This window comes from Halopseudomonas salina (genome assembly GCF_014637955.1).
Lineage (GTDB): Bacteria > Pseudomonadota > Gammaproteobacteria > Pseudomonadales > Pseudomonadaceae > Halopseudomonas > Halopseudomonas salina.
In genome coordinates this window covers 25,664-38,727 of record NZ_BMFF01000007.1, presented here as the reverse complement: position 1 = coordinate 38,727, position 13,064 = coordinate 25,664, and the positions used below count along the sequence as shown (strand labels likewise).

Here is a 13,064-nt window from a genome sequence, read left to right as displayed (position 1 = left end):
CAGTCGGGCGGAAAAGGAGCAGAACAGTATGTTCAAGGCTAGTGAGTCCCTACAGGGCACATTTCTCGATAGTAATCCTGATGAGTTTCTCAAGATCCTCAGCGAAAACTATGCAGTCGACGAAGCGGACTATCTGACCGAGCTGGAGAAGCTGGCCGAGCCCGATGATCTGGCTGCGCTCTCGCAACGGGCGACAAAGCTGATTCAGGACGTTCGCAAGCGCGATAACGCCAGCGACAGCATTGACGCTTTGCTTCAGCAATACAGTCTCGATACTCAGGAAGGCATCATGCTCATGTGCCTTGCCGAGGCCTTGTTGCGCGTGCCCGATGATGACACAGCCGATGCGCTGATTCGGGACAAGCTCAATGCCGCCCAGTGGGACAAACACGTTGGTCAGAGCGAGAGTGCCCTGGTTAACGCCGCCGCCTGGGGCTTGGTCATGACGGGCAAGGTCGTCAATCTTGACAAGCGTCAGGACGGCACACCCGGAACCGTCCTGGGCCGTCTGATCAAACGCAGCGGTGAGCCGGTCATTCGTAATGCGATGCTTCAGGCAATGCGCATCATGGGCAAGCAGTTCGTCCTGGGGCGTAACATCAAGGAAGCACTGAAGAATGCCAAAGAGCAACGCGATCGTGGGTATACCTACTCTTTCGATATGCTTGGTGAGGCCGCGCTGACTCGCGCTGACGCCGCCAAGTACCTGGCTGACTACAGCAGCGCGATCGCCGCATTGGCCGAAGACAAGTACAAGGGAAAGAGCCCCAAGCCCACAATCTCGATCAAACTGTCTGCTCTGCATCCTCACTACGAAAGCGCCCGTGAACAGCAGGTGCTCGAGGAGTTGAGTGAAACTGTGCTCGGATTGGTGCGTCAGGCGCGGGCTGGGGGAGTGGGCATTACCATTGATGCGGAAGAGGCGGATCGTCTCGAGCTGTCCCTGAAACTGTTTAAACGCATCTATAACCATACCGACTCCAAGGGCTGGGGTGATTTCGGTATTGTCGTACAGGCCTATAGCAAGCGCGCCCTACCGGTGCTCTGCTGGCTTACTTTGCTGGCAAAAAAGCAAGGCGATCTGATTCCGGTGCGATTGGTAAAGGGCGCCTACTGGGATACCGAAATCAAATTGTGTCAGCAGGCCGGTCTGGAGGGATATCCCGTCTTTACCCGCAAGGAAGGTACGGATGTGTCTTATCTCGCCTGCGCACGCTATCTGCTCAGCGAACAGACCGAAGGCCTGATCTATTCGCAGTTCGCTACCCACAACGCCCATACCGTCACCTGCATTCTTTCCATGGCGGGTGATCGCCGGTTCGAGTTCCAGCGCCTGCATGGCATGGGTGACGCGCTTTACGATACGGTGTTGGAGCAAAACAGCTGCGCAGTACGTATTTACGCCCCTGTGGGCGCGCACAAGGATTTGTTGCCTTACCTGGTACGCCGTCTATTGGAAAATGGTGCGAACTCATCCTTCGTGCACAAGCTGGTCGACAAGAAAGTACCCATTGAATCCTTGATTGAACACCCGCTGACCAGCCTGCGGCGTCACGCCTCGAAAGCCAACAATCGTATTCCGATGCCGGTCGATATCTATGGCAGCGAGCGACGCAATTCACGGGGTATCAATCTGAATATCCTCTCGCACTGGCTACCACTCAAGGCAGAACTGGACAAGCACATGGACGCGCGCTGGACCGGCGCCCCGCTGGTCGAAGGCAAGCGTCTTTCCGGTGATGCGCGAGCCGTGATGTGCCCCTACGAGCTTTCCCATCAGGTGGGTGAAGTCATATGGGCCACGGCCGAGCAGACCCACAACGCCATTGACAGTCTGGCGGCAGCGTTCCCTGCCTGGAACGCCACGCCGGTAGACACGCGTGCCGCAATACTCGAACGTACGGCTGATCTGCTGGAAAAGCACATGCCGGAGTTGATGGCGATCTGTACTCGTGAGGCGGGCAAGAGCCTGCAGGACGGTATTGATGAAGTGCGCGAAGCCGTAGACTTCTGCCGCTATTACGCAGTGCAGGCCCGCCAGCGTTTTGCGCTCATCACTCTTCCCGGACCGACCGGGGAGAGCAACGAGTTGTATTTACAGGGTCGTGGGGTTTTTGCCTGCATCAGTCCGTGGAACTTTCCCCTCGCCATTTTTCTCGGCCAGGTATCGGCAGCCCTGGTGACCGGCAACACCGTAGTTGCCAAGCCTGCAGAGCAGACCAGTCTGCTGGCGGTGCGCTGTGTCGAATTGATGTACGAAGCTGGTCTGCCCGGCAATGTACTGGCTCTGTTACCGGGTGATGGCAAGCAGGTCGGCAGTGTCATCACTTCCGACCCCCGCATTACCGGTGTTGCGTTTACCGGCTCCACTCAGACTGCGCACGTAATCAACCGTGCCCTGGCCGCCCGTGACAGTGCCATCGCGCCCATGGTTGCCGAAACCGGTGGCCAGAACGCCATGTTGGTCGATTCCACCGCGTTGCCCGAGCAGGTGGTCAAGGACGTGGTGCATTCAGCCTTTACGAGTGCGGGCCAGCGTTGCTCGGCACTGCGTGTGCTGTTCATTCAGGAAGATATCGCACCGCGGGTCATGGAGTTGCTCAAAGGCGCCATGGCCGAGCTGCATGTGGGTAACCCGTTCGAGCGTTCGACCGATGTGGGGCCGGTTATTGATGAGGATGCACGCGGAAATCTGCTCAAGCATATCGAGACCCTGAAGGCCCAGGATCGACTGATTGGCGAGACGCCCCTGCCAGCTAGCCTGAATGGTCATTTTGTAACCCCAACGGCTTTCCGGTTGGACAGTATCAGTCAACTGGACAAGGAGCACTTCGGGCCAGTGCTGCACGTGGTCACCTGGCGCAATAACACGCTGGACAAGATGATTGACGAGATTAATGCTACCGGCTTCGGACTGACCCTGGGTATTCACAGCCGAAACGAAGATACGGCGCTGCATATCGATCGTCGGGTACGCATTGGCAACGTCTACATCAATCGCAACCAGATCGGTGCCGTTGTTGGCGTGCAACCCTTTGGCGGAATGGGATTGTCCGGCACGGGTCCGAAAGCCGGAGGGCCGCATTATTTGCTACGCTTTGTCACTGAACGTACGCGCACCATCAACACGACGGCCGTTGGCGGTAACGCCAGCCTGCTGTCGCTGGGCGATGGTGAGCCATGAGCAGCAACGCGTCAGTCTAGGGCTGACGCCGTGGAACAGAGGGAATTGATCAGTACTTCCCCATACCAATAACAGGACAGGGACCGTCCGACTATAAAAGAGAGAAGAACCCATGACTGGTAATATCGGCATTGTGAGTGCGACCTTTGCGGTCTACATCGCGGTGATGTTAGCCCTTGGCTACGTCGCCTATAAACGAACCACCAACCTGTCTGACTACATTTTGGGCGGACGTTCCCTCGGACCTGGCACAGCGGCTCTTTCGGCTGGCGCTTCGGACATGAGTGGCTGGTTGCTGCTGGGGCTGCCCGGTTACGCATTGGCTGCTGGTTATGAAGCCACCTGGATCGCCGCGGGTCTGCTAGCAGGTACCTATCTCAACTGGCTGATCGTTGCCAGGCGCTTGCGAGTCTATTCCCATGCGGTCAATGACTCCTTGACCCTTCCGGCCTACTTCGAGTTCCGTTTTGAAGACAAGAGCCGCGCATTGCGGGTGATTTCGGCAATTTTCATTCTGCTGTTCTTCCTTTTCTACACCAGCTCCGGTCTGGTTGCGGCAGGCAAGCTGTTTGAAAGTACCTTCGGACTGGATTATCAGACAGCGGTCATCGTCGGTACGCTGGTAATCGTATCCTATACGTTCTTTGGCGGCTTTCTGGCTGTCTCCTGGACAGACGTGATACAGGGTCTGTTAATGGCTGCAGCACTGGTGATCGTTCCAATCATGGCACTCAACTCCATGGGTGGCTGGGGTAATGCCCAGGAGGCCATGGCGGCCAGTAATCCCGAACTGTTGACCTTCTTCAACGATGTCGAAGGCAACCCGTTGGGCTTCGTCGCGATCATTTCGCTGCTGGCCTGGGGTCTGGGTTACTTCGGTCAGCCGCATATCCTGGCTCGTTTCAAGGCTATTGGCGATGATGCAGCGCTGCCGACAGCGCGCCGTATCGCCGTACTCTGGACCGCCGTTTGTCTGGTGGCTGCATTGATGGTTGGCTGGGTAGGCATCGGTTATCTGGGCGAAGCCGGTATTGGCGATGCTGAAACCGTATTCCTGGCGTTGATTCAGGCAATGATGCACCCGATCGTTGCGGGCATTCTGTTGGCAGCAGTGCTGGCTGCAATCATGTCCACAGCGGATTCGCAGTTGCTTGTATCGTCCTCTGCGCTCGCCGAGGACTTCTACAAGGCACTGTTCCGTCGTGACGCCACCCAGTCTGAGTTGGTGTGGGTGGGCCGCTTTGCAGTTGTGGGTATTGCGATCCTGGCCTTGATGTTTGCCTTCAACCCAGAGAGCACTGTTCTCAGTCTGGTGTCCTATGCCTGGGCCGGCTTTGGTGCTGCCTTCGGTCCAGCGGTGATTCTGTCACTGTTCTGGAAGCGCATGAACCGCAATGGTGCGCTGGCGGGTATCATCGTTGGTGGTATCACTGTCGTGGTGTACAAGCAGATTGATACTATCGGGTTGTACGAGATCGTGCCCGGCGTGATCCTGGCGACCATCGCCATCGTGGTTGCGACTCTGCTGAGTGCTCCACCGTCCAGCACCATCGAAGCTACCTTCGATGAGGTAGCCAATCGCTACTAGGTACCGAGGCGGGGTGCTGTCCGCCCCGCACTTTCATCATCCAGTAAACCGCTGTCGACCCTGGCAGCGGTTTATTGTGCAACAGTCTTTCCCTCTTTCAATCTTGCATTCAAACTCTCGCTGATTTCTAATACGGACTGACGCGTCAGTCCGAGAGTGTGGGTCATGTCCTCCGATTCTATTGCATCTTCTGCCAAACGTGGCCGTATGCCTGCGGCAGAGCGTTGTGAGCAAATTCTGGCGGCGGCCATCAAGGTATTCTCCGAGCAGGGTTTCCGTTGCACTGAAGTACAGCAGATCGCGGACCTGGCAAAAGTAGGCAAGGGAACGGTGTATCGTTTCTACCCCACCAAGGACGAATTGTTTCGAGCCGCAGTCGAGGATGTCATGCAACGCTTGACAGCCCAGGTGGATGACGCGGTTCGCACAGTCAATGATCCGTTGGAGCATCTGCGTGAGGGCTTCAAGGCCTACATGGCTTTTTTCCAGTCTCACCCCGAAGCTATAGAGCTTTTCGTGCACGAATCCGCAGAATTCAGAAGAGTGGGCCAGCCACGTTATTTCGCCTATTCGGATATGCGCCGCCAGGCCTGGATCGATGTTTATCAGCAGCTCATCGACAGTGGCCGTTGCCGTGTAACCGATCCGCAGCAAATGCTTGATGTGATTGGCAACCTGGCCTATGGGAGCGTGCTGGTCAACCGCATTTCGGGACGTAACGAATCCCTTGTCGCTATCGCGGATCAGTTGCTCGACATGGTTCTTCACGGGGTCTTGAAACCCGTTGATGCCCATCAATAACAAACGCACATACCTCTTCACCTTCTATTGAGCGATATCGATTTATGCAAAGCGCTACCTCGGTACCTGTACCGTCTTCACCCGGTCCCCTGATCCGCTATCTGGCGGTGTTCGGATTGCTTGGTTTGCTTGCCGGCTGTGGCAGCGAGTCTGCCGATCAGCCCCGCGAGCGGCCTCCGGCTCTGGTCACAGTGGAGGAAGTCGAGCGGACGAATGTCGAGTTGATGCGTGAGTATCCAGCGCGGGTACGCGGGGCACGTGAAGTGGAAGTGCGTGCGCGTATCCCGGGGGTTCTGCAGGAGCGTGTCTATCGTGAAGGTGCCCAGGTCGAAGAAGGGGATCTGCTGTTCATCATTTACCCTGAGCCTCTGCAGATTGTCGCAGAGCAGGCGAAGGCGTCACGGGCCAACGCACAGGCTGAGATGCGTCAGGCCGAGCGCGAGTGGGACCGTGCCCAGCAGTTGTTCGAGCGCGGCGCCATAAGCGCCAGTGAGCGGGATCGGCTCAACTCGCAACTGGATTTTGCCCGTGCTGGCCTGGCGGAGGCCGAGGCGCGCCTGGATGAGGCAAAGCTCAACCTCTCCTACACCCAGGTGCGCGCCCCGATGGCTGGAAGCACCAGCCTTGAAGTGCTGCCTGAGGGCAGCGTACTGGCAGTTGGTGCCTTGCTGACGACCATCACCCGCCAGGACATTGTCCACGTTCTATTCGCATTGCCGGAGAAGGACGCGGCTGTCCAGCGGGCGTCGCAGCTCGAAGAGGAAAGTCAGAGCGCCACAGTGCGCCTGGAACTGGCCGATGGGTCTGAATACAGCCTGCCGGGCAACATCGATTTCACCTCCAGCAACATCGATAGTGCCACCGGCACCATTACCCTGCGTGCGGTTTTTGACAATCCCGACCGCCAACTGATTCCTGGTCAGTTCGTGCGCGTGCGTCTTGTGCTACAGCGGTATGAGAACCAGATAACAGTGCCCACCCAGGCAGTAGGCGCTGATGCTCAAGGCCCACAGGTATATGTGGTGAAGGACAACGCCACCGTGGAAAAACGTGCGGTGGAGCTTGGGGCTATCATCGATGATCGTCAGATCATCTCTGAGGGGCTCCAGCCCGGTGAACGTGTTGTGGTGAACGGTCAGGTGGGTCTGATGCCCGGCATGGCCGTGAAGATGAGCAATGCCGCTGCAGATTCCGATGACGCCGCTACAGCTGGGGGAGAGTAGCTCCTATGCTGCAGTTCTTTATTGATAGGCCCATCTTTTCCACCGTTCTGTCTATCCTGATCCTGATAGCTGGTGGTGCTTCTCTCTCCCAGTTGCCTGTAGAACAGTATCCAGAGGTAGTGCCGCCGCAGATCGTCGTGCAGGCCAGCTATCCCGGAGCCAGCGCCAGCGTCATTGCCGAAACCGTTTCGGCGCCGCTTGAGCAGGCGATCAATGGTGTCGACAACATGCTGTACATGGAGTCCTACAGTGCAGACTCCGGGGCAATGCAGTTGACCGTCCACTTCAAGATCGGTACCGATCCGGACCAGGCTACCATTGATATCAACAACCGGGTGCAGCGTGCTACCGCGCGCCTGCCTCAGGAAGTGCGTAATCTGGGTGTGCAGGTCCAGGCACGCTCGACGTCGATTCTGCAGGTCATTACCCTGTCATCCGAACAGGAGCAGATGGGTACCCTGGAAATCAGCAACTATGCGCTGCTCAACGTACTTGATGAGCTGGTGCGCCTGCCCGGAGTAGGTAATGCCGCGCTATTTGGTGCTCAGGATTACTCCATGCGCATATGGCTGCGGCCAGACAAGCTGGCAGAATATGACCTGACGCCGAGCGACGTCGCCGCCGCGCTGCGCGAGCAGAACGCCCAGTTCGCCGCCGGCAGAATAGGTGCGGAGCCCTCGCCGCCAGGTCAGAGCTTCACCTATAGCGTCAGCACTCCAGGGCGGATGACTACCCCGGAAGCTTTCGAGCAGATTATTCTGCGCAGTGATGTCGAGGGGCGCACCCTGCGTCTGGGGGATGTGGCCCGTGCCGAGCTGGGCGCGCAAAGCTATGATTTCAGCGCAACCTTCAATGCCAAGAACGCCGTGCCACTGGGCATTTACCTGCAGCCGGGCGCCAACGCCCTGGAAACCGCGGAAAATGTCCGGCAGGCGATGGAGCGAATCTCTGCTGATTTTCCCGGGGATCTGCGCTTCGATATCCCCTATGACACCACTATCTTTATTGATGTGTCGATTCGCGAGGTGATCATTACCCTGGTCCAGGCACTGGCATTGGTACTTCTAGTCACCTTTCTGTTTCTCCAGCATCTCAAGGCCACGCTGATTCCGCTGGTGGCCATACCCGTATCGCTGATCGGAACCTTCGCTGGTATGCAGCTGTTCGGTTTCTCGGTCAATCTGCTGACGCTGTTCGGATTGATCCTCGCGATCGGGGTGGTGGTCGACAATGCGATTATCGTGATGGAAAACGCCGAGCGCCTGATCAAGGAAGAAGGGCTCTCCAGTTACGAGGCGGCCAGCAAGACCATGCAGCAGGTCTCCGGCGCCGTTGTAGGTTCGACCCTGGTGCTGGTCGCAGTATTTGCTCCGGTGGCCTTTCTGGGTGGCTTGAGCGGTGAGCTATATCGCCAGTTCGCAGTCACCATTGCAGTCTCGGTAGCGCTGTCCGGTGTGGTTGCCCTGACGTTGACCCCGGCCATGTGTGCGATTTTGCTTGACCGAGCCCAGACAGAGCCATCGCGCGGCTTCGCCTGGTTCAACGACGGCTTCGACCGGCTTACCGATGGTTTTGCAGCGGTGGTTGGCTGGATGCTGGTGCATGCGAAGATCACACTGGTGCTTTTTGCGCTGCTGATCGGCTCGACGCTGTTTCTTCTCGACCGGATGTCCAGCGGCCTGGTACCCCAGGAAGATCAGGGCTTCTTGCTAGCGGTCTACCAGTTACCGCCGGTATCGGCCCTGGGTCGGACCGAGGTGGTACGCGAGGAGGTCAGCGAAAAGATTGTCGCGATGGAAGAGATCAAGGGCGTCACCAGCTTTGCCGGTTTCGATATTCTCAACCGCGGCTTGCGGACCAATACCGGCGTATCCTTTGTGACGCTGATCGACTGGGATGAACGCCCCGGCCAGGAGCATAGCGCACAGGCGGTAGCCAACCGCATCGCCGGGCTGGGCGCCGAACTGCAGGAAGCCAATGTGTTTGCCTTCGTGCCGCCGCCTATCATGGGCCTGTCCCTGACCGGTGGTGTGGAAGGCTACCTGCAGATACTCGGCGATAGCGATCCGCTGGTCCTCAAGGCCGAGGCTGATCGCCTTGTGGCTGCAGCCAATGAGCGTCCGGAACTGACCAACGTTCGCGCTGCGGTCGATGTCGGCATACCGCGCTATGATGCCACCGTGGACTGGGACAAGGCCAAGTCCATGGGTATCGCCATTGATGATATTTTCATCACCATGCGCAGTACCTTCGGCGCGCTGTATGTAAACGACTTTTCCCTCGAAGGCCGTAACTGGCAGGTGAACATGCAGGCTGAGGGCGAGTTCCGCAGTGATCCCGAGGATCTCGGCAAGGTCTTTGTGCGTGCTGGCAGCGGTGAACTGGTTCCACTCGATTCGGTGGTGAACCTGCGGCGAACCCAGGGCATAGACAGTGTCAGCCGTTTCAACCTGTACCCGGCCACCAAGGTTAGCGCCGACCCTGCGCCAGGCTACAATACTGCCGATGCACTGGCGGCCATGCAGGCAGTTGCCGCTGATACCCTTGGCCCACAGGCGCAGCTGGGCTGGGTAGGCGAGGCCTACCAGTTGGTGGACTCGGCTTCATCCGGGGCCATTGCCTTTGCCCTTGGCATCTTGATGGTGTTTTTGATCCTGGCTGCCCAGTACGAGCGTTGGAGTCTGCCTTTGGCGGTCGCCACGGCGATCCCCTTCGGGGTGTTTGGCGCCGTGGTGACTTCCATGTTGCGCGGCTTCCCCAACGATATCTATTTTCAGGTCGGTCTGTTGGTACTCATAGGTCTGGCGGCCAAGAACGCGATCCTGATCGTCGAGTTTGCCGCACAGAACCGCAAGGAGGGTATGTCGCCCTTCGATTCGGCACTGACAGCGGCCCGCCAGCGTTTTCGGGCGATCATGATGACTGCGCTGACATTCATCATCGGCAGCTTGCCGTTGGCAGTGAGTACTGGTGCCGGTGCGGTGAGCCGCCAGGAAATTGGTACCGTAGTAGTTGGCGGCATGCTTGCCGCCAGTACCCTGGCACTGATTTTCGTTCCAGTGTTCTACATGCTGCTGGAGCAGCGCGGCTTCAAGCGTCGGGAATGACCGCCAGCAGGAAGCTGTATTCCTCCGCCAGTTCGCGCATGGCCTGGTAACGCCCGCTGGCGCCACCATGGCCTGCGCTCATCTGGGTGCGCAGGAGCAAAGGGTTGTTGTCAGTCTTGCTGTGACGCAGTTTGGCAACCCATTTGGCTGCCTCCCAGTACTGTACGCGCATGTCGTGGTAGCCGGCAGTGACGAACAGGGCAGGGTAATCCTGCCTCTTGACCTGCTCATAGGGTGCGTAGCTCTCGACCCGTGCTGCCACCAGCGGATCGCGCATATCACCCCATTCCTCGTATTCGCCCACGGTTAGCGGAAGCTCCGGATTACTCATGGTGTTGAATACGTCAACGAAGGGGACGTCGGCGACTGCTGCGGCAAACAGCCCAGGGCGTTGGTTGATCACGTTGCCGATCAGCAGTCCGCCCGCACTACCGCCAGCGATGACCAGTTGGCGTTTGCTGGTAAAGCCGGCAGCGATCAGTTGCTCTGCGCAGGCGATAAAGTCACTGAAGGTATTTTCCTTGTGCTCCAGCTTACCCGCCTGGTACCAGCCTTCACCCAGGTCTGCGCCACCGCGCACATGGGCAATCGCGAACTGCCAGCCACGCTGTAGTAACGACAGCCGCGCATGGGAAAACCATGGATCCATACTTGCGCCGTAGGAGCCGTAGCCATAGAGGTAAAGCGGAGCAGGTCCCGCCTTGGCGTTGCGCAATCTGACCAGGCTGATCGGAACGCGAGTGCCATCGGCGCTGACCGCCCATTCGCGAATGACTTCATAATCCTGGGCATCAAACTCACCCTCGACAGGTACCTGCTTGAGCACCTTTTGTGCACCGGTTGCAAGGTGCAGCGCCAGGATCTGTGCAGGTCGATTCAGGGATTCGTAGCGTAGCCGGACCTGATCGCTCTTGTACTCCTCGCCACCCTGTACGTGGAGGCTATAGACCGCATCGGGCATGTTGACTACGTAGTGGGGCGCTTCAGCGGGGCGCACCTCCAGAGTGACCAGGCCCTGATCACGATAGTGCAACAGCAGCCCCGCGGACTGCACGCTGAAGTCCTCCAGGGTGCGGTCTGGATCGGTCGCTACCAGGCGCTGCCATTTGTCCTGGGCCGGATGCCGCGGATCTGCGCAGTACAGACAGAAGTTCTCACCCTCGGCATTACTACGGATCAGTAGGCCGTCGGGGCCATGGTCCACGTGATATTCATGCCCATCAACACGGGGCGCCATGAGTCTCCACGTACCCTCGGGCTGGTCAGCCGGCAGAACCTGTATTTCACTGGTGTTCTTGCTCGAGCTCGCGAGCATTAGCCATTGTTCGCTGCTGCTGCGATAAACGTGCAGATAGAATCGCTGATCGGTCTCATGAAACAGATGTACCGGCGCCTGCTCTGGATGCAAGCGCCAGAGGTGCGCGGGGCGGGAGGTTTCATCCATGCTGATAGCGAACAGGAAGCTGCTGTCCGCAGCCCAGATCAGACTGCCATCAGCCTGATCGAGCGGCAGTTCGGTAGTTTCGCCGCTATGGATATGCTTCAGATACAGACTGTAGGTTTCGTCGCCCTGGCGATCCAGACTGTAGGCCAGCCATTGATGGTCTGGACTGATCGAGTAGTCGCCCAGTTGCAGAAAGCCATCGCCAGCGAGCCCGTTCAGATCCAGCAGCAAGCTCTCACTTTCGCTATCAATCTCCAGGCTGTTATCAGCCGGCCGCTGGCAACGATAGAAGCGGGGATACTCCGCGTCTTTTTCAGTGCGCTGATAGTAAAGCCATGCGCCCCATATGCCGGGCAGTGACATGTCCGTCTCGCGGATACGGCCGCGTATTTCATTGAACAGAATATCGCGCTGATCATCATGTTCACGCAACCAGTCTTCGGTGAGCTGATTCTCACTTTCAAGATATGCCAGAACATCCGGACTGTCGCGCTCCTCTAGCCAGGCATAAGGATCGGCTGTGGTGTCGCGGCGCGCTGGAATTGGCATCTGGTTGGGACTCCCTGGATAAAAAAGCTATTATAGCCGCACACTCCATCAAGCGACGGTGACTTGCCCGATGTTCAATGAATCAGAGTACGAGACAGTTTGGTTGGTCTACCTGGCGGCAGCCGCATGTGGCTGGCTGGTCTGGTGGAAAATGACCAGCTGGATTGCCTGGTGGTTCGTGCGCGAGCCACTGTGGGTGGCGATGGCAGTGCTGTTGTTCACTCCAGTCAAGGTGGATCCGATGGGATCAGCACAAGCGCCGGGCATTATAATCCTGCTGCTCGATGGCATACTTGATACCGGTGATAACGAGGCGCGAATGCTGGGTGACATCAGCCTGGTGATGGGCGTTGCGCTGGCGGTTTACATCGTTTTCGCGTTGTTGCGTGCGGCCTGGATCCGTTGGCGCCCGGTTGAAACCCGTTACGCTCGGGGTCAGCACTGAATTTGTCTGTATCCCTGCCTGCATATCGCATGGCGCCGCTGTGTAAATCAGCGGCGCCGGGCTAGAGCTCACTCTTCAGTTTTCTGCTCGTACAGCGTTCTGGCCAGTCGCATGATCTGCTCTTGAAACTCGCTGCGCTGCAGATCGGTCATCGGACAGATACCAATCTGTTCAAACAGGCGATAGCCCCTTACCGAGAAAAACAGAATACTTGCCTGAGCCAGACCTAGCGGAGACTCGGCGAGTATATGGAACAGCCCCTGTACATCGTCAGAGGTGGTCTGGAGCAATTCCGGATTACTGGCGGCTGCAGCAAGGATCGCCGAATCCAGGTTCTTTTCCTCATTTGACTCGCTCAGATTGCTCAGCAGCAGCGATTTGAGCTCGCGCATGGGCTCGTCTGGCAGAACGCTCTCATAGGCTCTCCAGCGAACCCGGAAACGCTCCAGGCGGTGCTCGATCATGGCAGCCAGCAGGGCTTCACGGTCTGGAAACAGCGTCTCCAGATCGGCCTGATCGATGCCGGTGCGCTCGCTGAGGCTGGAAAAGGTCAACTGAGACGCGCCGCGCTCACTGACGATGGCTTCGGCGGCGCGGAAGATGGTCAGCTTGCGGTTATCTTCGATTTTTTTTGACTCGGTGCTTTCCACTGCGGGAACCCCCTCTTAGACGTCCTGGTGGCGGGTTGCGAAAAGGCAACACGGGTAAAAGCAACGTCGGGTG

8 protein-coding genes are annotated in these 13,064 nt (G+C 57.9%); 6 read left to right on the top strand and 2 right to left on the bottom strand.

The window, feature by feature from the left end; translation table 11 throughout:
• Positions 1 to 28 precede the first annotated feature (28 nt).
• The 5 genes from putA to IEV54_RS14580 all read left to right on the top strand — a co-directional run bounded on the left by putA (position 29) and on the right by IEV54_RS14580 (position 9,903).
• Positions 29 to 3,184, top strand: coding sequence for a bifunctional proline dehydrogenase/L-glutamate gamma-semialdehyde dehydrogenase PutA (gene putA, locus IEV54_RS14600; protein WP_150278975.1), 3,156 nt, complete (start codon positions 29 to 31; stop codon positions 3,182 to 3,184).
• A gap of 112 nt (positions 3,185 to 3,296) precedes the next feature.
• Positions 3,297 to 4,772, top strand: coding sequence for a sodium/proline symporter PutP (putP, locus tag IEV54_RS14595; RefSeq protein WP_150278976.1), 1,476 nt, complete (start codon positions 3,297 to 3,299; stop codon positions 4,770 to 4,772).
• Between the two features lie 165 nt (positions 4,773 to 4,937).
• Positions 4,938 to 5,573 carry a TetR/AcrR family transcriptional regulator gene (locus tag IEV54_RS14590; RefSeq protein WP_150278977.1) on the top strand — a complete coding sequence of 212 codons (636 nt, stop codon included), beginning with the start codon at positions 4,938 to 4,940 and terminating at the stop codon, positions 5,571 to 5,573.
• A gap of 44 nt (positions 5,574 to 5,617) precedes the next feature.
• Entirely contained in the window at positions 5,618 to 6,796 is a 1,179-nt protein-coding gene (locus tag IEV54_RS14585) for an efflux RND transporter periplasmic adaptor subunit (protein WP_150278978.1), read from the top strand.
• 5 nt (positions 6,797 to 6,801) lie between these two features.
• Entirely contained in the window at positions 6,802 to 9,903 is a 3,102-nt protein-coding gene (locus tag IEV54_RS14580) for an efflux RND transporter permease subunit (protein WP_150278979.1), read from the top strand.
• Here IEV54_RS14580 and IEV54_RS14575 read toward each other — a convergent pair.
• Positions 9,887 to 11,896 carry a S9 family peptidase gene (locus tag IEV54_RS14575; protein WP_150278980.1) on the bottom strand — a complete coding sequence of 670 codons (2,010 nt, stop codon included), beginning with the start codon at positions 11,894 to 11,896 and terminating at the stop codon, positions 9,887 to 9,889. The two genes, IEV54_RS14580 and IEV54_RS14575, sit on opposite strands and share 17 nt — an antisense overlap.
• 70 nt (positions 11,897 to 11,966) lie before the next feature.
• On the opposite strand from IEV54_RS14575, the gene IEV54_RS14570 reads away from it, so the two are divergent.
• Positions 11,967 to 12,341 carry an MFS transporter gene (locus IEV54_RS14570; RefSeq protein ID WP_150278981.1) on the top strand — a complete coding sequence of 125 codons (375 nt, stop codon included), beginning with the start codon at positions 11,967 to 11,969 and terminating at the stop codon, positions 12,339 to 12,341.
• A gap of 68 nt (positions 12,342 to 12,409) precedes the next feature.
• Here the strand turns inward: IEV54_RS14570 and IEV54_RS14565 are convergent, their stop codons facing one another.
• Entirely contained in the window at positions 12,410 to 12,991 is a 582-nt protein-coding gene (locus IEV54_RS14565) for a TetR/AcrR family transcriptional regulator (RefSeq protein WP_150278982.1), read from the bottom strand.
• Between the last annotated feature and the right edge of the window lie 73 nt (positions 12,992 to 13,064).